At 34.9% G+C, this 23,933-nt stretch carries 15 protein-coding genes; 9 read left to right on the top strand and 6 right to left on the bottom strand.

Features of this window, described 5'->3' with window-relative positions; genetic code table 11:
- Positions 1-5: 5 nt before the first annotated feature.
- On the bottom strand, positions 6-902 hold the full coding sequence (murQ, locus tag IDG66_RS12695; protein WP_000432017.1) for an N-acetylmuramic acid 6-phosphate etherase: 897 nt from the start codon (positions 900-902) through the stop codon (positions 6-8).
- A complete protein-coding gene (gene mupG, locus IDG66_RS12690) occupies positions 902-1,957 on the bottom strand; it encodes a 6-phospho-N-acetylmuramidase (RefSeq protein WP_000145558.1) in 1,056 nt (351 codons plus the stop codon). Before mupG ends, murQ begins: the two co-directional genes overlap by 1 nt.
- A 584-nt stretch (positions 1,958-2,541) precedes the next feature.
- Between mupG and ptsG the strand changes: the two genes are divergently transcribed.
- Positions 2,542-4,587, top strand: a complete 2,046-nt coding sequence (ptsG, locus tag IDG66_RS12685) for a glucose-specific PTS transporter subunit IIBC (RefSeq protein ID WP_001227724.1) — start codon at positions 2,542-2,544, stop codon at positions 4,585-4,587.
- On the opposite strand, the gene IDG66_RS12680 is transcribed toward ptsG, so the two are convergent.
- Positions 4,566-4,667, bottom strand: a complete 102-nt coding sequence (locus IDG66_RS12680) for a hypothetical protein (protein WP_000979526.1) — start codon at positions 4,665-4,667, stop codon at positions 4,566-4,568. The two genes, ptsG and IDG66_RS12680, sit on opposite strands and share 22 nt — an antisense overlap.
- A gap of 192 nt (positions 4,668-4,859) precedes the next feature.
- On the opposite strand from IDG66_RS12680, the gene IDG66_RS12675 reads away from it, so the two are divergent.
- The 8 genes from IDG66_RS12675 (at position 4,860) to IDG66_RS12640 (ending at position 14,044) form a co-directional block, all read left to right on the top strand.
- Positions 4,860-6,500 (top strand): alpha-keto acid decarboxylase family protein, encoded by a 1,641-nt coding sequence (locus IDG66_RS12675; protein WP_000813532.1) that lies wholly within the window; start codon positions 4,860-4,862, stop codon positions 6,498-6,500.
- 66 nt (positions 6,501-6,566) lie between these two features.
- Complete coding sequence (locus IDG66_RS12670; RefSeq protein ID WP_000606890.1) at positions 6,567-7,124, top strand: isochorismatase family protein; 558 nt, start codon at positions 6,567-6,569, stop codon at positions 7,122-7,124.
- A 275-nt stretch (positions 7,125-7,399) separates the two neighbouring features.
- On the top strand, positions 7,400-8,755 hold the full coding sequence (gene brnQ1 / locus IDG66_RS12665; protein ID WP_000728180.1) for a branched-chain amino acid transport system II carrier protein BrnQ1: 1,356 nt from the start codon (positions 7,400-7,402) through the stop codon (positions 8,753-8,755).
- Positions 8,756-9,007: 252 nt separating this feature from the next.
- Positions 9,008-10,192, top strand: a complete 1,185-nt coding sequence (rocD, locus tag IDG66_RS12660; protein WP_032099349.1) for an ornithine--oxo-acid transaminase — start codon at positions 9,008-9,010, stop codon at positions 10,190-10,192.
- Between the two features lie 38 nt (positions 10,193-10,230).
- Entirely contained in the window at positions 10,231-11,262 is a 1,032-nt protein-coding gene (argC, locus tag IDG66_RS12655) for an N-acetyl-gamma-glutamyl-phosphate reductase (RefSeq protein WP_000598483.1), read from the top strand.
- A gap of 11 nt (positions 11,263-11,273) precedes the next feature.
- Positions 11,274-12,515: a bifunctional glutamate N-acetyltransferase/amino-acid acetyltransferase ArgJ gene (gene argJ / locus IDG66_RS12650; protein ID WP_000682611.1), complete on the top strand. Its 1,242-nt coding sequence runs from the start codon at positions 11,274-11,276 to the stop codon at positions 12,513-12,515.
- A 15-nt stretch (positions 12,516-12,530) separates the two neighbouring features.
- The gene (gene argB / locus IDG66_RS12645) at positions 12,531-13,295 is read left to right on the top strand and encodes an acetylglutamate kinase (protein WP_000668894.1); all 765 of its coding nucleotides are present in this window, start codon (positions 12,531-12,533) and stop codon (positions 13,293-13,295) included.
- Between the two features lie 269 nt (positions 13,296-13,564).
- Positions 13,565-14,044, top strand: coding sequence for a YagU family protein (locus IDG66_RS12640; protein ID WP_001802886.1), 480 nt, complete (start codon positions 13,565-13,567; stop codon positions 14,042-14,044).
- 327 nt (positions 14,045-14,371) lie between these two features.
- Here the strand turns inward: IDG66_RS12640 and ausB are convergent, their stop codons facing one another.
- From ausB to IDG66_RS12625, 3 genes are all read right to left on the bottom strand, one after another.
- On the bottom strand, positions 14,372-15,016 hold the full coding sequence (gene ausB / locus IDG66_RS12635; protein WP_000215724.1) for an aureusimine biosynthesis 4'-phosphopantetheinyl transferase AusB: 645 nt from the start codon (positions 15,014-15,016) through the stop codon (positions 14,372-14,374).
- A 12-nt stretch (positions 15,017-15,028) separates the two neighbouring features.
- On the bottom strand, positions 15,029-22,204 hold the full coding sequence (ausA, locus tag IDG66_RS12630) for an aureusimine non-ribosomal peptide synthetase AusA (RefSeq protein WP_103143663.1): 7,176 nt from the start codon (positions 22,202-22,204) through the stop codon (positions 15,029-15,031).
- Between the two features lie 446 nt (positions 22,205-22,650).
- On the bottom strand, positions 22,651-23,901 hold the full coding sequence (locus IDG66_RS12625) for an MDR family MFS transporter (protein WP_000826862.1): 1,251 nt from the start codon (positions 23,899-23,901) through the stop codon (positions 22,651-22,653).
- Positions 23,902-23,933 lie beyond the last annotated feature (32 nt).

Here is a 23,933-nt window from a genome sequence, read left to right as displayed (position 1 = left end):
CCCTCCTAAGGTTGTCTATCTCTGATTGCTCGTTTAACAATGTCACCATTGTTTAATAACCGTCTTGTTGCTTCTTCCTTAGAAATGCCACACATACCCATAACTGTCGCAACTTTCACATCATGCTCAGATACCTGATATAACGCCATTGCTTCATCATATGTGATAGCACATATTTCTTGAATAATACGCACTGAACGGTCGATCAGTTTTTGATTGGTTGCTTTAACATCAATCATGAGGTTATCGTAAACTTTTCCGACACCAACCATTGTGATGGTTGAAATCATATTTAAAATTAACTTTTGTGCTGTACCAGACTTTAAACGTGTTGAACCAGTTAATACTTCTGGACCAACTTTAACTTCTACTGGATACTGCGCAATTTCACTTATAACTGCATGTTCATTGCATGAAATAGATACTGTTGTAGCACCGATTGTGTTAGCAAATGTTAAACCGCCTATAACATATGGCGTTTTGCCACTCGCGGCAATTCCTATAACGACATCTTTTGATGTTAAATCTATATTTTTCAAATCTTCTTCCGCTAATTTTTTGTGATCTTCCGCACCTTCTACAGCCATCGTCATAGCATGTTGTCCACCAGCAATAATACCTATAATTTCATGAGGGTCAGTATTGAATGTAGGTACACACTCCGCTGCATCTAAGACACCCAACCTTCCACTTGTACCTGCACCGATATAAATCAATCGTCCACCCTTTTTATACTGTGCAATTGTTTTTTTAATTACTTTTGTCAATTGTGGTATTGCCTTTCGAACTGCTAACGGGACTTGCTGATCTTCTTTATTCATCGTAATTAAAGCCTCTTCCACAGTCATTTCATCAAGATGCATCGTCGCTTCATTACGCGCTTCGGTCGTACTATTTTCCATCACTTCTTACACTCCCTAGTTTTTTGAAAATCAAATGTATCATTCGGCTCGATACAACTTAACAGTGGTAAGTCTTCTTTAATAATTTGTGCAACAACATTCACATTGTCATGTGCACTAAGCGTTTGTCTCACAATTTGCATTTCGCCTTGATAACGTCCGTTATTCAAATTATCAACGGTTACTGAACCAATGCGTCGTTGCGTCGTAAACTGTGGTTGAATCGAATGTGGACATATTTGTCTTGACGTTTCCGAACGAATGACATTTTCCGGATTATCCGGGCGTACTTTATGACACATATCGAAAAGGTAAGTCACTGTCGTATCAAACACTTCTTCAATACATAACGTGAAATGCCTATGCTTGCAAAAATCTATAAGTTGTTTTGCCTGCCTCATTTCAATCAATGAGTCTCCAACTAACACTTCAGATACACCAGTTTCTTGTAATAATTTAGCTGCAACGACAGGATGACTATGTCTCGTTGCTTCAATTGTTGGCAAGCCTTTATGCAAAGGACCTCGCAAATCACTCCCTACAATAAAACCATATATTTGTGCCTTTGGATTAAATTGATAAATGAGTTCATTTTTCTTATTGACCAAGTCAACAGATAATCCCGTATCTGGTCTTGGATAATAGTTATGACAAAATGAAAGTAATGTAAAATCATTCAATTGTTGATGTAAGCTTGTTAACAATTCCCGGGAAATAATACTTGCATTCAAACAGCACTTTAAACCCTGTGCCATTATCGCTTCGATTGCCTCAATTGATGTACTATGATCGATACGAATCATAAATTGCGCATCATATTGTCGAAGATGCTCATAAAAAGATGGTGTTAATATAGATGGATTAGCATCTATGAGGTAAGTCACTTGTTCATGTTTTAATAAATTGAGTAGTTTTGTGAAATAATGATATTTTGTCTCGTCATCTTCTTCTGGTATTTGTACAGATGTAAAAATCATTTGGTAACCTTGTTTAATCATTCGCTTAATATACGCTTCATCTAAAGGTTGTCCTAAATACACTGAAAAGCCTGTCAAAGTAGCCCTCCTTAACAATATAATTATTAGGAAAATATAGTTGAGTTGTGTAATCGCTTACATTTTACTATAAGAGAAAACACATTACAATATTAATCAGTTAAAGCCTGTTCATTGTAATAATCTTACATATTTCTGTCACAAGTTAATTATTACACCATCAAAGATTATCCTTTCTTTTAAGTGCTGATAATAGCTGCTACTGCTGGATTATTACAATAACTTTTATACATTTTATTCAGGATTATCTTATATTATGTTTTAATAATAATCTGTGAATAATTAAGAGATTTGAAATTGAATTTAATAATTGTATTGAAAACGCATACTTCACCATGCTAAAATAGGAGTCGCAAACAAATAAGATTCAATAAGATGTGATGGTAAGCTAGATAAACTAACGTATCAGTTTTATATACTACTTAGTCAATTGCTTCTTTTACATTAATTACATACACCAACGTGTTACTAAGTAAGATTAGGCATGAGTTAAATTAAGCTGTGATGGTTACCAACACAGTCTATTTGCTCGTGTCTTTTTTATTGAATCTTAAATATTACATACAACTTTGGAGGTTGGACAAGTGAGGAAGAAACTTTTCGGTCAATTGCAACGTATTGGTAAAGCGCTAATGTTACCTGTTGCAATTTTACCAGCAGCGGGTCTGTTATTAGCTATCGGTACAGCTATGCAAGGTGAATCATTACAACACTACTTGCCGTTTATACAAAATGGTGGCGTACAAACTGTCGCTAAATTAATGACAGGTGCTGGTGGTATCATTTTTGATAACTTGCCTATGATTTTCGCATTAGGTGTCGCAATCGGATTAGCTGGCGGTGATGGCGTAGCAGCTATCGCAGCATTCGTCGGTTACATAATCATGAACAAAACAATGGGCGACTTTTTACAAGTTACACCTAAGAATATTGGTGATCCAGCGAGTGGTTACGCTAGCATTTTAGGTATCCCAACATTACAAACAGGTGTGTTCGGCGGTATTATAATCGGGGCCCTGGCAGCTTGGTGTTATAACAAGTTCTATAACATTAACTTACCATCTTATTTAGGTTTCTTCGCTGGTAAGCGTTTCGTACCTATTATGATGGCTACAACATCATTTATTTTAGCATTCCCAATGGCATTAATTTGGCCAACGATTCAATCAGGATTAAATGCATTCAGTACAGGATTATTAGATTCAAATACTGGTGTTGCCGTATTCTTATTTGGTTTCATCAAGCGTTTATTAATTCCATTCGGTCTACATCACATTTTCCACGCACCGTTCTGGTTCGAGTTTGGTTCATGGAAAAATGCAGCTGGTGAAATTATTCACGGTGACCAACGTATCTTTATCGAACAAATTCGTGAAGGCGCACATTTGACAGCTGGTAAATTCATGCAAGGTGAATTCCCTGTTATGATGTTCGGTTTACCTGCAGCAGCTTTAGCAATTTATCACACAGCTAAACCTGAAAATAAGAAAGTAGTAGCAGGTTTAATGGGTTCTGCTGCTTTAACATCATTCTTAACTGGTATTACAGAACCATTAGAATTCTCATTCTTATTTGTAGCACCATTATTATTCTTTATTCACGCAGTACTTGATGGTTTATCATTCTTAACATTGTACTTATTAGATCTTCATCTAGGTTATACATTCTCAGGTGGTTTCATCGACTACTTCTTACTCGGTATACTACCTAATAAGACACAATGGTGGTTAGTTATTCCTGTAGGTCTTGTATACGCAGTTATTTACTACTTCGTATTCCGATTCTTAATTGTAAAATTAAAATACAAAACACCAGGTCGTGAAGATAAACAATCACAAGCGGCTACTGCTTCAGCAACTGAATTACCATATGCAGTATTAGAAGCTATGGGTGGCAAAGCAAACATTAAACATTTAGACGCTTGTATCACACGTCTACGTGTTGAAGTTAACGACAAATCTAAAGTTGATGTTCCTGGTTTGAAAGATTTAGGCGCATCTGGTGTATTAGAAGTCGGCAATAATATGCAAGCAATTTTTGGTCCTAAATCTGACCAAATCAAACATGAAATGCAACAGATTATGAATGGTCAAGTAGTAGAAAATCCTACTACTATGGAAGACGATAAAGACGAAACTGTTGTTGTTGCAGAAGATAAATCTGCAACAAGCGAATTGAGCCATATCGTGCATGCACCATTAACTGGTGAAGTAACACCATTATCAGAAGTGCCTGATCAAGTGTTCAGCGAAAAAATGATGGGTGACGGTATCGCTATCAAACCTTCACAAGGTGAAGTTCGTGCACCATTCAACGGTAAAGTACAAATGATTTTCCCAACAAAACATGCAATTGGTCTTGTATCAGATAGTGGTTTAGAATTATTAATCCACATCGGTTTAGACACTGTTAAATTAAACGGAGAAGGCTTTACTTTACATGTTGAGGAAGGTCAAGAAGTTAAACAAGGTGATTTATTAATCAACTTTGATTTAGACTACATCCGCAATCATGCAAAGAGTGATATTACGCCTATTATCGTGACACAAGGAAACATTACAAACCTTGATTTTAAACAAGGTGAACATGGCAACATTTCATTTGGCGATCAATTATTTGAAGCTAAATAATGCTTACTATAAACAGGTGCGTATACCTTCATAAGGTGACGCGCCTGTTTTTTCTTTGCTATTGTATTTTGCAGCATCATTGATAGTTCGCTCTCCCCTTAAATTTTGAATTTTAAGATCATCAATTAAAGCCCCCCTTCATACTCATTTCCTAAAAAATATTAATTGTTCACTATTGTTAGCGTTTTCACAACAAAGTCAACTTCCTTGACCTTACACTATATTCGAGGCTATCATTTTAAGTGTAAATATAGAGAAAAGGTGGTTTTTTTATGAAACAACGCATTGGAGCTTACTTAATTGACGCTATTCATCGAGCAGGCGTCGATAAAATTTTTGGTGTTCCTGGTGATTTTAATCTCGCTTTTCTAGACGATATTATCAGCAATCCCAATGTAGATTGGGTAGGAAATACAAATGAATTAAACGCAAGTTACGCAGCGGACGGTTATGCCCGTCTTAATGGACTCGCTGCATTAGTTACTACATTTGGTGTTGGCGAATTAAGTGCCGTCAACGGTATCGCAGGTTCATATGCTGAACGCATACCTGTCATTGCGATTACAGGTGCGCCGACACGTGCTGTTGAACATGCCGGTAAATATGTACATCACTCACTTGGTGAAGGTACATTTGACGACTACCGAAAAATGTTTGCACATATAACCGTTGCACAAGGTTATATCACACCTGAAAATGCAACAACCGAAATACCACGTTTAATTAATACAGCAATCGCCGAAAGACGCCCAGTTCATTTACATTTACCAATCGATGTCGCAATCTCTGAAATTGAGATACCGACACCATTTGAAGTAACGGCAGCCAAAGATACGGATGCATCAACATATATAGAGTTATTAACATCTAAATTGCATCAATCGAAGCAGCCTATCATCATTACTGGACATGAAATCAACAGTTTTCACCTTCATCAAGAATTAGAAGATTTTGTAAATCAAACACAGATACCAGTAGCACAACTTTCATTAGGAAAAGGTGCTTTTAATGAGGAAAATCCATATTATATGGGTATTTACGATGGGAAAATTGCCGAAGATAAAATACGAGATTATGTGGACAACAGCGATTTAATTTTAAATATTGGAGCCAAATTAACAGATTCAGCAACAGCAGGTTTTTCATACCAATTCAATATCGATGATGTCGTTATGTTAAATCATCACAATATCAAAATTGACGATGTTACAAATGATGAAATATCTCTACCATCATTGTTAAAACAGTTATCCAATATTTCATATACGAATAACGCAACGTTCCCTGCGTATCATCGTCCAACATCACCCGATTATACTGTTGGCACAGAACCATTAACACAACAAACTTATTTTAAAATGATGCAAAATTTCTTAAAACCAAATGATGTCATCATTGCTGATCAAGGTACATCATTCTTTGGTGCTTATGATTTAGCATTATACAAAAACAATACTTTTATAGGGCAACCGTTATGGGGTTCTATCGGCTATACATTACCTGCAACATTAGGTTCACAATTAGCAGACAAAGATCGTCGTAACTTATTATTAATTGGTGATGGCTCATTGCAACTAACTGTTCAAGCTATTTCAACTATGATTAGACAGCATATTAAACCGGTATTATTTGTGATTAATAATGACGGCTATACGGTAGAACGACTTATTCACGGCATGTATGAACCTTATAATGAAATTCACATGTGGGATTATAAAGCTTTACCAGCTGTATTTGGTGGTAAAAATGTTGAAATTCATGACGTTGAATCATCAAAAGATTTACAAGACACGTTTAATGCAATTAATGGTCATCCCGATGTGATGCATTTTGTCGAAGTCAAAATGTCTGTCGAAGACGCACCGAAGAAACTCATCGATATCGCTAAAGCTTTTTCACAACAAAATAAATAATTTCATCGTATACAGGGTATAAGTTTAAGCGAATACTTTATTAAACGAATAGGACTCTGATATAAGATGATTAATTTTAATAAAACCGCTTTAGTGTTAATCGACCTGCAAGAAGGTATTCTTAAAATGGATTATGCCCCATATACAGCTGAAAATGTCGTTCAAAACGCTAATAAATTAATAGATGTTTTTAGAAAAAACAATGGCTTTATCGCTTTTGTTCGCGTGAATTTCTATGATGGTAAAGATGTATTGCAACCAAATGCAATGATCTCATTACCACCAAAAGAAGGCGACGACTACAGTCGTTTCCATCATTTATTAGACAAGAGAGATGACGATTTTGTCATAGACAAACGACATTTTAGTGCATTTGTAGGAACAGATTTGGACTTACAATTGCGACGTCGAGGAATTGATACGATTGTTCTTGGTGGTGTCGCAACGCATATTGGCGTAGATACGACAGCGCGAGATGCCTATCAATTAAACTACAATCAGTTTTTTGTTACAGATATGATGAGTGCACAAAACGAAACGCTACATCAATTTCCAATAGATAATGTATTCCCATTGATGGGACAAACAATAACTACAAACGACTTTCTAAATATATTGAACTAAACATATACTTCCCCCCTTCGATCATGTTGAGGGGGATCTTTATTTCACAAAGTATTAATACGTCGGGTTGTCTAACCTTCTATATTTAACATATTCTATATCTGTTAAATCGTTCTTAACTTACGCCCCTACTACATAAAAAACAGTATTTATTCCGGAATTTTCAAAAAATTTAGTATTTATTGCAAAATTATGTATCACTTTATGTTTAATTTTTGATATTATCTTAATTAAGTAGATTTTTATAAGTTCTAAAAAGGAGAACAAATACATATATGAAGAAGAAACTAACATTTAAAGAAAACATGTTTATAGGTTCTATGTTATTTGGTTTATTCTTTGGTGCCGGCAATCTTATCTTCCCAATACACTTGGGTCAAGCTGCTGGTTCTAACGTTTTTATCGCTAACTTAGGATTTTTAATTACAGCAATTGGCTTACCATTTCTAGGTATCATTGCTATTGGCATTTCAAAGACATCTGGTTTATTTGAAATTGCATCGCGTGTTAATAAAACATATGCTTACATTTTCACGATTGCCTTATATCTAGTTATCGGACCATTTTTCGCCTTACCTAGACTGGCAACGACATCATTTGAAATTGCATTTTCGCCATTTTTATCACCAAAGCAAATCACTTTATATTTATTTATTTTTAGCTTCGTCTTCTTTGTGATTGCATGGTTTTTTGCGAGAAAGCCATCAAGAATTTTAGAATATATCGGTAAATTTTTAAATCCGGTATTCTTAGTATTATTAGCAATTATTTTATTATTTGCTTTTATCCATCCATTAGGTGGCATATCTGATGCACCTATTAGTAAACAATATCAATCAAATGCCTTATTTAACGGCTTTTTAGATGGATACAATACCTTAGATGCGCTAGCGTCATTGGCATTTGGTATTATCATTGTTGCAACGATTAAAAAGTTAGGTATCGAAAATCCAACTGATATCGCTAAAGAAACAATTAAGTCTGGTACTATCAGTATCATTATGATGGGGATCATTTATACCCTACTAGCAATCATGGGTACATTAAGTATTGGTCATTTCAAACTTAGTGAAAATGGTGGTATTGCCTTAGCGCAAATTACTCAATACTACTTAGGTAACTACGGTATCGTCCTGTTGTCACTTATCGTTATGGTTGCTTGTTTAAAAACAGCCATCGGTTTGATTACGGCATTTTCAGAAACATTCGAACACCTTTTCCCTAAAATGAATTACCTAGCGATTGCAACAGTTGTAAGCTTTATTTCGTTCTTATTCGCGAATGTTGGTTTAACTAAGATTATTATGTACTCAGTCCCAGTGTTAATGTTCTTATATCCATTAGCAATTGCCTTGATTGTACTAACATTATTTAGTAGCAAATTCCATCATTCAAAACTTATTTATCAATGTACCATTTTCTTTACAATGATTGCTGCATTAGTAGATGGATTAAAAGCTAGTCCAGAGTTCATTTCAAGCACATCATTCTCACAAACTTTGATTAATTTCAGCCAAAAATATTTACCATTATCAGACATTGGTATGGGCTGGGTTGTTCTCAGTTTGATTGGTTTCATTATCGGCTTCATTATTTATAAAATTAAGCATCGTAAAATTCCACAAGCATAATACTATGCCACAGTCATATGTTAAACATATGCTTGTGGCATTTTTTATTCATACTACATTAAACTGCAATCGTATACATACATATCAATGATTATCCACAAAAAATATTAGTACTTTCATTTTACAAATCACATTAATACAAACACAACCTTATCTTTATATTATTAAATTTACATTTGACACTTATATTGAACAACTGTAATATATTAATATTAATTCTTTAAAATGTATAAATATAAAGGAGGGAGACCGATGAATTCAATCATTGAATTAACTGATTATTATAACTCTAATAATTATGCACCACTTAAGCTTGTCATTTCTAAAGGTAAAGGTGTCAAAGTTTGGGATACTGATGGCAAACAATATATAGATTGCATTTCGGGTTTTTCAGTTGCAAACCAAGGCCATTGTCATCCAACAATTGTTAAAGCGATGACAGAACAAGCTTCAAAGTTGTCTATCATTTCACGTGTCCTTTATAGTGACAATCTCGGGAAATGGGAAGAAAAAATTTGTCATCTTGCTAAGAAAGACAAAGTACTCCCCCTTAACTCTGGTACTGAAGCTGTTGAAGCAGCCATTAAAATTGCTAGAAAATGGGGCTCTGAAGTTAAAGGCATTACTGACGGACAAGTTGAAATCATCGCTATGAATAACAATTTTCACGGTCGTACACTTGGCTCATTATCACTATCTAACCACGACGCATATAAAGCAGGATTTCACCCCCTACTTCAAGGCACTACAACAGTAGATTTTGGAGACATTGAACAATTAACACAAGCTATTTCACCGAATACAGCAGCAATTATTTTGGAACCAATTCAAGGTGAAGGTGGCGTTAATATACCACCGAAAGGATATATTCAAGCTGTGCGTCAACTATGTGATAAACATCAAATATTATTGATTGCAGATGAAATTCAAGTTGGTCTTGGTAGAACTGGGAAATGGTTTGCTATGGAATGGGAGCAAGTCGTTCCAGACATTTATATTTTAGGTAAGGCATTGGGTGGCGGCTTATACCCTGTATCTGCTGTACTTGCAAATAATGATGTCATGCGTGTTCTAACACCAGGTACACATGGTTCAACATTTGGTGGTAACCCTTTAGCCATTGCAATATCGACGGCAGCGCTTGATGTACTTAAAGATGAACAACTGGTTGAACGATCAGAACGCTTAGGTTCATTTTTATTAAAAGCGTTGCTACAACTTAAACATCCTAGTATTAAAGAAATTAGAGGTCGTGGTTTATTTATAGGCATAGAGCTTAACACAGATGCTGCACCTTTTGTGGATCAACTGATTCAACGTGGAATCTTATGCAAAGACACGCATCGTACTATCATTCGATTGTCTCCACCTCTAGTCATTGATAAAGAGGAAATCCATCAAATTGTTGCAGCTTTTCAAGACGTTTTTAAAAATTAACAATTAATCATTTATATATGACATAGGAGGGATTCATGATGATTAAAGTAGGTATCGTTGGCGGTAGCGGTTATGGCGCAATTGAATTAATTCGATTGTTACAAACACATCCTCATGTAACGATTGCACACATCTACTCACATTCAAAAGTAGATGAACCGTTGAAATTAACATTTCCACATTTACAACATATTATGCAACATTTCGAAGCACTTACAGTGGACAATAATGACTGTGATGTAATTTTCTTTGCGACACCAGCACCCGTAAGTAAAACATGTATCCCTCCCTTAGTAGAAAAAGGTATTCATGTTATCGATTTATCTGGCGCATTTAGAATTAAGAATCGTGAAATATATGAAGCATATTACAAAGAAACTGCTGCAGCACAAGATGATTTGAATCATGCTATTTACAGCATTTCAGAATGGCAATCGTTTGATAACAATGGAACGAAGCTCATTTCTAATCCTGGCTGTTTCCCTACAGCAACATTATTAGCATTACATCCACTTATTAGCGAAAAAATAGTAGATTTGTCATCTATTATTATTGATGCTAAGACCGGCGTGTCAGGTGCTGGTCGTTCATTATCACAACGTGTTCATTTTTCAGAAATGAATGAAAATCTAAGCGCTTATGCAATCGGAAACCATAAACACAAACCGGAAATCGAGCAATATTTATCTATCATTGCGGGTCAAGATGTATCAGTCATATTTACACCACATCTCGTACCAATGACACGAGGTATTTTATCAACAATATATGTCAAATTATCATCTGAATATACGACTGAATCATTACATAAATTAATGACCTCTTATTATGCTAATCAGCCATTTGTCAGAATTAGAGATATTGGGACTTTTCCAACCACAAAAGAAGTACTCGGTAGTAACTACTGCGATATCGGCATCTATGTAGATGAAACAACGCAAACAGCAATTTTAGTATCAGTGATTGATAACCTTGTCAAAGGCGCAAGTGGGCAAGCCATTCAAAATTTAAATATATTATATGATTTTGAAGTGACGACTGGCCTAAATCAATCACCAGTTTATCCATAAGGGGTGTTAGAATGAAACATCAAGAAACGACATCACAACAATATAACTTTTCAATTATTAAACATGGCGATATCAGTACACCTCAAGGCTTCACGGCTGGTGGTATGCACATCGGTTTACGCGCTAACAAAAAAGACTTTGGGTGGATTTACTCATCGTCTTTGGCAAGTGCAGCTGCCGTATATACTTTAAATCAGTTTAAAGCTGCACCACTTATTGTCACTGAAGACACTTTACAAAAGTCTAAAGGAAAATTACAAGCACTTGTTGTTAATTCAGCTAATGCAAATTCTTGTACCGGTCAACAAGGCATAGATGATGCACGACAAACACAAACATGGGTTGCTCAACAACTTCAAATACCATCTGAGCATGTTGCTGTTGCTTCAACTGGGGTCATTGGTGAATATTTGCCTATGGATAAAATTAAGACTGGGACCGAACATATTAAGGATGCTAATTTTGCAACGCCAGGTGCGTTTAACGAGGCAATTTTAACAACTGATACCTGTACAAAACATATCGCTGTATCACTAAAAATCGATGGTAAAACCGTTACAATTGGTGGTAGCACCAAAGGTTCAGGTATGATTCACCCAAATATGGCTACCATGCTTGCTTTTATAACAACCGATGCATCGATTGAATCGAATACACTTCATCAATTATTAAAATCTTCGACTGACCATACATTTAATATGATTACTGTTGATGGCGATACAAGTACAAATGACATGGTATTAGTCATGGCAAATCACCAAGTTGAACACCAAATACTTAGTCAAGACCATCCACAATGGGAAACATTTGTTGATGCATTCAATTTTGTCTGTACATTTTTAGCTAAAGCTATAGCCAGAGATGGCGAAGGCGCAACAAAGTTAATCAGCGTCAATGTGTCAGGCGCTAAATCAATATCAGATGCAAGAAAAATCGGTAAAACTATCGTAAGTTCAAATCTAGTAAAATCAGCTATTTTTGGCGAAGATGCCAATTTTGGTCGAATCATTACAGCTATTGGCTACAGCGGATGTGAAATTGATCCTAACTGCACATATGTTCAACTGAACCAAATACCTGTCGTTGATAAAGGTATGGCTGTACTATTTGATGAGCAAGCTATGTCGAATACATTAACTCATGAAAATGTCACAATTGACGTTCAGCTTGGTTTAGGTAACGCTGCAGCGACTGCATACGGTTGTGATTTATCCTATGATTATGTGCGTATCAACGCATCATATCGAACATAAGGTGGTGTTGGTTAGATGAAATTTATTGTCATTAAAATTGGTGGCAGTACACTTAGTGACATGCATCCATCAATTATTAACAACATTAAGCATTTACGATCAAACAACATCTACCCCATTATCGTTCATGGCGGTGGCCCATTTATTAATGAAGCATTATCAAACCAGCAAATCGAGCCACACTTTGTTAATGGCCTAAGAGTGACTGATAAAGCAACCATGACCATTACTAAACACACGCTCATTGCAGACGTTAACACTGCATTAGTAGCTCAATTTAACCAGCACCAATGTTCTGCAATAGGCTTATGTGGTTTGGATGCACAGCTGTTTGAAATTACATCTTTTGATCAACAATATGGATATGTCGGTGTTCCGACCGCTTTAAATAAGGATGCTTTACAGTATTTATGTACTAAATTTGTACCTATCATCAATTCGATTGGTTTCAATAACCATGATGGAGAATTTTACAATATTAATGCTGACACGCTTGCCTATTTTATTGCATCATCATTAAAAGCGCCTATTTATGTATTAAGTAATATTGCAGGTGTACTCATCAATGATGTTGTTATACCTCAATTGCCATTAGTCGATATTCATCAATATATTGAACATGGTGATATTTATGGAGGTATGATTCCCAAAGTGCTAGATGCCAAAAATGCGATTGAAAATGGCTGTCCTAAAGTTATCATTGCATCAGGAAACAAGCCAAATATCATTGAATCTATTTACAATAATGATTTTGTTGGCACAACAATCCTTAATTCATAACTATGAAATTAAGGCCTAACAAGTTTTGACACGCGAGATGATTCCAGTTCGATTATCCATTGCGCTAAAACATTTATTTACCGTTCATCTCGTTAACAATTTTGAATACAGTACGATACAATATGAGATGTAAAAAACTAATAACCTTTTACAAATTTGTTTATCAAAATATTTTAAGTTTTGCAAAGCTTTTTATTGTGATTATTTTCACAAAATACTATAATGAGGATAGTAAATAGAGAGGAGTCCTTAAGTTGACGAAACGACAAATGGGTATATTCATTTATGCTGGAATTATCGGTGGCTTGTTATCTGGAATTGTAAAATTAGGTTGGGAGGTCATGTTTCCACCTCGCACACCAGAACGTAATGCAACGAACCCACCTCAAGAGTTATTGCAACAATTAGGATTTAGTAGTGAGTTTACGCATCAAACATATACATTTTCAAATATGGAATTGCCTTGGGTAAGCTTTATTGTCCACTTTAGTTTTTCTATCGTCATTGCAATTATTTACTGCATATTAGTTAAAAAATACGCTTACTTAGCAATGGGACAAGGTGCTGTTTTTGGTATTGCTATTTGGGTATTATTCCACCTTATCATTATGCCAATCATGCATACTGTACCTGCTGTGTGGGATCAACCATTCCAAGAGCATCTGTCAGAATTCTTTGGCCATATCGTCTGGATGATGACAATTGAATTAGTGCGACAACATTTTGTCTATCGCTATAAATTAAATTAATACACTGACTAACATTAACGTGAGTTTTAAATCATCGTTTGAGTATGATGATTGATGCTCACGTTATTTTATTAACTGACATGATATGATTCCAGCCAACTTACGTGAGCATTAAAGTCTCAAATGCGTCGTAACAAACTATTATTTTCGGTAATTTCAATATTGCTCAGTATATTTTTACCTTATCACTTACTTTAATCTCGTCATGATTTTGAATGATGCCATCGTGTATTCACCTTTCATTTTTCCAATAAAAAAACATCTAACAGTAAACATTTAGGCAGTATAGTTTAAAATCACTGCGCAATGATACTGTCAGACGTCATATTAACTACTCAATAACTGAAATACAGACACTTTTTTATACCCCCAGGGTGCCTGTCCTAAGAAACATACCTGTACCATAAACTGATCAAAAATAAATTGTTTGAACTTCACTTCACGTGATTGATAAAAGTGTGATTGTGTCATATCATAAATGTCCAATCCTTTGATTAAACCTTCACCAATCAATTTTGTAAAACTTTCTTTTTGTGTCCATATTTGATAAAAATCATTTAAACTACATATTTGATGTGCTTCGTTTGTAGAGAAACACGTCACTAACGTACGCCAGTCTAAACGTTGTGATATCTTTTCGATATCAATACCAACTGGTTCTTTATCGACAACACACACGATATAAGGATAACTATATGATAAGCTCACATAGATGGGCTGTCCATCACGATTGTGTTGAACAATATCTGCCTTACCTCGTGGCGAAATGTGATAATGCCATTCATGTGGTAATAAACCTGTGTCATGTTGAATTCCATATTGCACTAAAATATCTCCCAATCTGTGCATGAGTTTATCTTGATTGTATCTATAGTTGACTGTACGCGGTTTTTTATATGACCAACGACTTTGTGATATTAATTCTTCAATACTTTTCAAGTTACTCTGTAATTGCATTACAAATACTGTCATAACTTTCCCTACTTACTTATTGAATATTGTTTTGATATATTGTGCCCAATGATACAGCCAATTGTTAGTTATCGTTGGCCATTTTTCACTGATGTGATTCATTATTTTTAATGTTAATGTTGTATCTATCATTGCTAGTTGTTGTTCACGGTCAACACTAGTTAATCCAATCGTTTCGTACATGTCTTGTTTCTGTAAAATTTCATTAAATGATTCATCGCTGACGAGTTCAATTTCTTTGCGCTTAACGCATTCTAACAAAGATTTCACCGGCATTTTATTAGGTGATAGCACATGGTAAATGATTTGTGGTGTGTTGACCTGTGCTAATGCGACAATTTGTCTTGCAGTCGTATCCACAAAAGAAAAATCTACAGGCATTTCAGCCATGCTAACCCCGATACAATCCAGTTGTAACAAATCATTCATTACCATTGAAAAACGGTTAGTCTTTATATTTCTCATATGCCATCTTCCATTGTAAGGACTCGTCAAATTACCAACACGTACAATCCGACCATCTAAGCCATTATTTACAGCTTCTAATACTTTTAATTCACTATAAAATTTGCTCCGTGTATATGGTGATGTTAGTAGTTGCCCTTTATAGACATCCGCTTCTGAAAATGTCACATCTTCTGTGTCTATATCAAAATAAGTTCCCACACTTATCGTAGACACATATATTAACCTTGCATGATGTTGTTGTGCCAAACGTATGACATCAACAGTACCTTGAACATTTACTTTTTCAAATTCATCATCATCACCAAAGTGATCTGTACGAGCACCTGCATGAATAATCGTATCCATGTTTTCTGGTAAAACAACATCATCCATACACTCGAAATCACCAACAATGACTTCAATGTTTGATAACATCATTTCAACCGTCTCTTCTGAAAAATAATCATTTAAATTCGTCATCAACTTATACCTTGCTATTTCCTCATTATCAGCACGTATGAAACAATAAATGCGATGACTGTATCCTTGTAGTGCTTCAATCAGATAAGCACCTAAAAACCCTGTCGCGCCAGTCAATAGTGTATTTCCTATAGGTCGATGACTTAGACTATCCTCTAAAACACCCAAATTATAACGAGACATAACAATCTTTTGTAATTCCGAAAGATTATCCGGTAATGCAACTAATGATTGTTGATTTTGGTGTATATAATTAACAATCTGTCGCACGGTTTTATATTGGTATAATGTCTGCATTGAAATATGATGGCCAAATCGTTTTAAATGCGAGACAACTAACATCGCCTCTAATGAGTTACCACCAAGTTCAAAGAAATCATCGTCAACACCGACATCATTTTGTTTCAATACCTCTCCGAATACATCAACAAATGTCTGCTCAATTTCATTAGATGGTTCGCTATACACTTTATTAGACTGTTGTATAGTTGATGGATTTGGCAAACGCGTAGTATCCACCTTGTCATTCGTGGTTAATGGCATATAATCGATATGCGTTATAGTCTTAGGAATCATATACTTAGGCAGATGATCATTTAAATATTGCTTCAAATCCTGCTCCATTTGTTGCTCTCCGACATAATAAGCATTCAATATATCATGCGTATCAAAGTGACTTACTGTAACAACACAATCAGATATACCACGAATAGCTAATATTGCATTTTCAATTTCATCAAGTTCAATACGGTACCCGTTAACTTTCACTTGTTTATCTATTCTTCCTAAAAATTCAATTTGACCATCAGATGTATAACGTGCTAAATCACCACTATGATACAACTTTCCTTTACCAAATGGATTATTTTGCCATTTATCAGCCATTAATTCTGGACGGTTAATATATCCTATCGCTAAACTATCACCTGCAATACACAACTCGCCTGGCATACCAATACCGCATAACAAACCATCTGACATAATATACACTTGGATGTTAGATAAGGGTTTGCCAATTGGAATCGTCTCAGGTATCAAATCACCACATTGATGTGACCAATACGATGTGATGACTGTTGACTCAGATGGTCCATAGGCATTGAAATACGTGCCACAATGCTTCTCAATATATTTAACAAAGGATGCCGTACTAGTTGCCCCGCCTGTAATCAACTTTTCAATATAAAAGTCTTCCATAACACTACACATCTGTAACGGAATCGACGCAACCGTCACACGATGCTTATTAATGAGTTGTTGTAACTGTTCTGGATTAACACGTTCCTCTCTATCTGGAATCACAAGCGTATGACCATTTAACAAACAACAATAAATCTCCATAACTGATGCATCAAAAACAATATTTGCATGTTGCAAAAATACTTCATTGTCGCCTAATTGCAATTCAGTTGACCATGCATGCACTAAATTCAACAAATTTCGTTGTCGTATGGCAACCCCTTTAGGCATCCCGGTCGTACCAGATGTGTAAATAGCATACATCTCATTATCTAACATCGCTGTGTTTTCAAGTTGATTGCCATGTAAATCATCATATTGTTCATTTTCCTTTGATTCAACAAAGCCTTTAGCATTTTCCAATTGAATGACTGGTAATGTCGTTTCAATTTCAACGCCGTAAGACATGACTGCAGTTACTTTAGCATCCTCCAAAATTGCACCTTGTCGTTTATTCGGAAAATCAATATCGATAGGTATATAAGATGCACCTACTTTAACTGTCGCCAACATCGCCGCAATCATTTCAAAACTACGTTCTGTAAACAAGGCAACCCGTTGACCATTGCCCACACCATTTGATAGGAGCATGTGCGCAATGGCATCCACATAGTTGCGTAATGTTTCATACGTCATTGTCAAATCATTCATGACTAGCGCAACATGATTACCTTGTCGTGAGACAACTTCATTAAAGTAACTTATGATAGATTTATTTCCCGGGACATTAAGCATTCGATCGTTAACATGCGTATTGACCCAATTTAGAAGTTCCTCCGTGCCGTTTGGTATATCACAAATTTGTAGTGTATCTTGATGCTTCAAAATATAATCAATCATAATCATACATTGATTACCCATGTGACGAACTGTTTCTGAGTGATATAAATCGGTATTATACTCGATATTGATTGTATAGTCATCGCGATCTTCTTCAATGATGAAAGATAAATCAAATTTCGCCGTCACTGATTTGGGTTGAATGTGTGTTAATTTACTATGCCCAAAATGAGCATGATTCGTTTCATTGTTTTGTAGTACTAACATGACATCAAATAATGGATTCCGTGAGGCATCATGTGATTGATCTAAGTCATTTACTAAACATTCGAATGGGTATTCTTGATGCTCGTATGCCTCCAAACTCATTTCCTTAACCTCTTGTAAAAACTGTGTCCACATTTTATCAGGTGACGGTTGCCCTCTATATACCAACGTATTAGCAAACATGCCTAGCATTTGCTCCGTGCCTTTATGCATACGCGCACTCATCACACTACCGACAACAACATCATCTTTTCGAGCATATCTACTTAACAACGTCATGACCACACTCATAAAGAACATAAAATCAGTAATTTGATGCTTTTCTACATACTTTTGAAGTAGCTGTCTCATTTGTTGATTCATTGTAAATGACATCATTGCTCCATTTGTCGTTTTAATATTTGGTCTAACATAGTCTGTCGGTAAGCTTAAAATAGGTACTTCATCTTTGAATTGAGATAACCAATATTGTCTATGTTTCGTCATATCACGATGCGACATCCACTCACTATAGTCTTTATATTGCAATTTAAGTGGTAACAATAATTTATGTTGATAAAGTGCGTTAAGATCATTCATTAATTGTATATTACTCATACCGTCATTAATGATATGATGCGTATCTATAAAGAGGTATGCATGTAAGGGACTTCTAATGTATCTCACTCTAATTTGACTTGGCTTTTCCAAATTAAAAGGTGCTACAAATTGGCGCATGATTTCTTGTTCATCCGTAAAATGCGTGTTAACTTCTTCAAAGTCAACTGCAACATCTGCCACAATACGTTGTCGAACCTCATCATCTACAACAATATATTGTGTTCGTAAAATCTCATGTCGCGCTATCAAACGCTGCACTGCTTGTCGCAATTGAGCTACATTAAGTTCTGATGATAACCGCCATAAAAAAGGTACGTTATACACCGTATCTTTATGGTTTGATTTCCATAATAAATACATACGCTTTTGTGCAGAGCTCAGCACATAATCATCTTTAACTATAGTTTCTGGAATCACTTCATAGTTTTGTTCTTGAACCTTAGCAATCGCTTGTGCTAGTTCAAATACAGTTGGCTTTTGTAATAAATCACCAATTTGTAATCGTTTCCCAGTAGATGCCTCTATCCGATTCACCACTAACGTTGCTTTTAATGAATGGCCACCTAATTCAAAGAAATTATCATGAATACCTACTTGATTCACATGTAAAATATCTGCAAAAATTTGGCATAGCAAGTGTTCGGTATCTGTACTCGGTGCTACATAGGCATCCGTATCGACATAGTCCATGATAGGCAATGCCTTCTTATCTAATTTCCCATTAATAGTAATAGGAATTTGCTCAATATGCATGAAATTAACTGGTATCATGTACTCCGGTAAGGTCATACGTAATTGTGATTTAATCTTATTATGTGATAATGTATGCATCGCTTCATAATAAGCAACGATATACTGATCTTGATCATGATTTTGAACAATAACAACTGCTTTATTAATACCTTGTATACGCTCGAGCGCATGCTCAACCTCTGACAACTCAATCCTAAACCCTCGAATCTTAACTTGTTTGTCCTTTCGATATAAATAATCTATGTTGCCATCGGGTAACAAACGAACGATATCACCACTTCTATACATCAGCTGATTTATATTTGAATCTTTGATAAATTTATCTGCTGTCAATTCTGGCTGATTTAAATAACCTGCAGCTAACCCAAAGCCACTTGTACATAATTCTCCAGGAATACCAACGCCACACCGACGCTCGCCTTGCATGATATAAACATGAGTACCCAGAATCGGTTTACCAATAGGAATACGATTTGGAACTTTGTTAGGTATATTATACGTCGTTGTAAATGTTGTATTTTCAGTTGGTCCATAACCATTAATAATTTGAGGATGCTTCGGTTTTTGATTAAGCAAATCCACCCACTTAGCATTCAATACTTCTCCACCAATTAATAAATACTTTAACGGTACCAATACTTCTATTCGTTCACTAGCAATCTGATTAAATAATGAGGAGGTTAACCACATAGTATTAACGTCATTTTCATTGATTAATTGTTCTACCGCTATTGGATTTAATAATTGTTCTTTTTTAGCAACAATCAGCTTTCCACCATTGAGCAATGCACCATATATTTCAAATGTTGCAGCATCAAAGGCTATAGTTCCTGATAACAAAATCGTCGTCTCTTCATTTAATGGTACATAATGATTTTGATGGACCAAGCGAACAATACCTCGGTGCGGAATTAGTGTCCCTTTAGGGTTACCAGTTGTCCCCGACGTGTAAATAACATAAGCATGATCTTCTAACGTGTTACATTTAGAAAGATTATCAATATTTTTCCACGCTATCTTATTCAAATCAATGTGATTAATATTTTGTTTACCATTTTCATATAAAGCTTGGTACGTTATTACAACTTTAGGCGTTACATCTTTTAAAATGTACTCCTGACGATCACTTGGATAGTTCAGATCAATTGGCACGTAAGCCCCACCAGCTTTCAACACACCTATCATCGCTATTATCATCTCAATACTTTTTTCAGCTATGACAGCGACACGATCATTAGGTTCAACACCATACTGGTTTCTCAAACGGTGTGCTAAATCATTCGCGCGTGCATTCAATGTTTGATATGTTATAAACACTCCGTCAAATTGCACAGCGACATGATTCGGCGTTGCTTCAACTTGTTGCTCAAATAAGGTAACAACTGTTTGCGCATCATCTATCTCAGGCAAACTTAAATTGATATCGTCATATAATTGAATATCACGTTCTGTCATCAAATTAAGTTCATCTACAGTTGTTCGTTTATTTCCATTTTCTTCAGTAATTTGCAAATAAATATTTCGAACTAAGTCACTCAGCGTCTCGATTGAGAGCAAATCATATGCTGCACTGTTATATATAATTTTGAACCCGTGTTGATGTGGAAAAATTTCAATATCCGCTAAAGATGTATGTGCATCATGTATTTGATGTACATCCTCAATAACATCATTACAACAAGACATCATATGATGATAACAATGAAAAATAGTCTCTAGTGAAAGCGAAGACTTCGCGCACTGTAATTGCGACATATTTTGCAACACACATTTATTAAAATCTGTTGTAAAACGTTGACATACATCTTTTGCATCGATTGTTAACGTTAACGGCACAATATTTCCGTGTAAATCATTTGGTAAATGTGATGGTACATGTATACCTAATGTGACATCATGTTGTTGACTCATTATATGATTAGCTAAATACACACTAACAGCCAACGATGCCATATCTATTGATGTCATATCATCAATCAAATACGTTTGATATAAAGCTTGTTCAAATGGATGCTTAATTGGAAAATAACTATCAATATGGATGTCAGAGTTATTCTCTAACCGAAAATAGTTTGAGTCTAATGCTATATGCGATGCATCTTGATTGTCTTTATCATCATTTCTATTTATATGTGCATGCTGTCGAGTATTGTTAATAACAGTATTGCCACGATATGCATTGCATAAATCATCAAGAAAAATATCAATTTGACTATCATCGAAAATGGACACATGAAAATCTAATAGTATATATGCAGCATCAGCGAACTGAAACAATTTAACTTTGAATAAAGGTGAATCATTAAAATGGTAAGTACTTAATTCTTGCTTAAAAAAAGCTTCTAAATCATAGTTTGCGGAAGAAGATGGAACTTGTTTTATCTCAATAAAAGGCAGAAATTCATGAAGTATCATTGTTAAATTGTCATCGGTAGTAACATCAAAAAAATGTCTTATAGATGCATGTTGTTGCACAATTGTCGATAATGCATACATCATTTTAGTAGCTTCAACATTTTTAGCGAGTTTAACCCAATACGCATTACGGTGTGTCGTTGATTCTGTATTATTTTTGTATATACGAAAATATTCCTGTTGAAATCTCAAATTACCCATAATCATAAAAAGTCCTTCTTTCATATCATAATACTCATTACTTACTGAAATTGCATGATGATATGATAACCGACGAAATGTTAATTAACTCGTTATGTAATGATTAATATAAAACACCATTCGCAACATATGAGCGATATATTCTACCCTAAAATACATCTTGTATCATCGTTACAATTGGTATATTTTTCAATGTAAATTACATACATCTTCGATAAATAGCACACTACAACTCGTTAATCACTTTCTGTTGTTCACATCTCATTGCAAACTCAATATTGTTGTTACAAAATATCCATGAAGCAAGTTTATATTAAACAAACAACTCGCATAAAACAATTGTTATCCTTAAATTTCAACAAATTCTTAATAAATTTATCTCTATTTTAATTACGACCAAATTAATAGGTTTTCCATATAAAAAGATGCATAAAATAAATATTTAAATAAATTCAATTTGTATTCACTTGTTTTTGTCCCCCAAATACACCAGCAACAAGCATGCTAGCACCAATTGTTAAAACGATAAACATATACAGTCCCATTTGTAATGACGTTAAGAAAACACCCAACACAATCCCTAACCTAGCTAGTGTTTCTGAAAAATGAATACCTAATGCATTAACTGCACTATATGTTCCTCTTTTAGCTTTAGGAATAATTTTAAAGCGTTGTTCTGAAACTATAGGCGAATAAATAATTTCACCTACAGTCGCAATTATCATAAAAACAACTAATAAGCCAAACTGATTAAGATAGGTTAGACCACTATAGCCAACAATATAAATCAGCAAACCAGTGATTAAAGCTTTTTTAAAATCTATTTTCAATACAACTTTCGAGATTGAATACGTGAGTAAAATGACGACGACCGTATTAATCATTAGCAAGATTGCTAACATCTTAGCACCTGTAATATCATATGAACCTATACTTATTGTTTCAAACTGATCCTTTAGTCTAATAGCAATATATGAGGAGATTGAAAATTCACCCATCATGATGATACTGAACCCCGAAATCAATAACATATAATTACGGTCTTTCAAAACTAATTTATAACTGCGAAATATATTCATTATTTGTAATTTTTGATAACGACTTGCATGCCTCTTGTCATCACTTTGCTTTACTTGATTTCGGTCTTGAGGTAACCAAATATATAAAATAAAGAGTACAATTAAAAATATACAAGCTGCTATTAAGAAAAGTAGTAACATACTGTAGCCATACATCAAGCCACCTAACAATGCCCCAATAGCTACCGATAAGTTCGTCATCCAATAGCTAATCTTGTAAATATAATGTTCCACGTCTTCGGTAATTGCATCCATAATTAATGTGTCCATAACTGGGAATTGTAATCCCCAAACGATTGTAAATATGGCATATGCAACACAAAAACCAATAATTTGCCACAATTGATGTGACCCAAATACGCCCATGAACACAAGCATTATCACCATCGTCGCTTGATAAATAAGTACTAGCAACTTTTTCGGAAAAATCTCAATAAGGTAACCAGATATAATGGACAATGGAAATTTTAGAACCACTAAACCAACAAGATATATACCGACAATTGATTGACTTAACATATCTGTTAAATATAGTGCTATAAACGGTATAAATGCTGTCGTAATAATTAGCTGTAAAAAATTGCTAATCAATCGTACTTTCAAAGTCGTACTTAAGCGTTTCATTAATAACTACACCCCTATCCACATATATACAC

This window comes from Staphylococcus sp. EG-SA-18, from assembly GCF_017151825.1.
GTDB lineage: Bacteria > Bacillota > Bacilli > Staphylococcales > Staphylococcaceae > Staphylococcus > Staphylococcus aureus.
Note: the sequence above shows the minus strand (reverse complement) of the source record. Positions and strands in the feature narration are given on the sequence as shown.

Excerpts from the sequence above, each read along its gene's own strand:
- IDG66_RS12640 (WP_001802886.1), top strand. The coding sequence starts at position 13,565 with ATGGGTATATTCATTTATGCTGGAATTATCGGTGGCTTGTTATCTGGA.
- argJ (WP_000682611.1), top strand. The coding sequence starts at position 11,274 with ATGAAACATCAAGAAACGACATCACAACAATATAACTTTTCAATTATT.
- IDG66_RS12675 (WP_000813532.1), top strand. The coding sequence starts at position 4,860 with ATGAAACAACGCATTGGAGCTTACTTAATTGACGCTATTCATCGAGCA.
- IDG66_RS12625 (WP_000826862.1), bottom strand. The coding sequence starts at position 23,901 with ATGAAACGCTTAAGTACGACTTTGAAAGTACGATTGATTAGCAATTTT.
- argC (WP_000598483.1), top strand. The coding sequence starts at position 10,231 with ATGATTAAAGTAGGTATCGTTGGCGGTAGCGGTTATGGCGCAATTGAA.
- IDG66_RS12680 (WP_000979526.1), bottom strand. The coding sequence starts at position 4,667 with ATGATGCTGCAAAATACAATAGCAAAGAAAAAACAGGCGCGTCACCTT.
- ausA (WP_103143663.1), bottom strand. The coding sequence starts at position 22,204 with ATGATTATGGGTAATTTGAGATTTCAACAGGAATATTTTCGTATATAC.
- ausB (WP_000215724.1), bottom strand. The coding sequence starts at position 15,016 with ATGACAGTATTTGTAATGCAATTACAGAGTAACTTGAAAAGTATTGAA.
- rocD (WP_032099349.1), top strand. The coding sequence starts at position 9,008 with ATGAATTCAATCATTGAATTAACTGATTATTATAACTCTAATAATTAT.
- brnQ1 (WP_000728180.1), top strand. The coding sequence starts at position 7,400 with ATGAAGAAGAAACTAACATTTAAAGAAAACATGTTTATAGGTTCTATG.
- murQ (WP_000432017.1), bottom strand. The coding sequence starts at position 902 with ATGGAAAATAGTACGACCGAAGCGCGTAATGAAGCGACGATGCATCTT.
- argB (WP_000668894.1), top strand. The coding sequence starts at position 12,531 with ATGAAATTTATTGTCATTAAAATTGGTGGCAGTACACTTAGTGACATG.
- IDG66_RS12670 (WP_000606890.1), top strand. The coding sequence starts at position 6,567 with ATGATTAATTTTAATAAAACCGCTTTAGTGTTAATCGACCTGCAAGAA.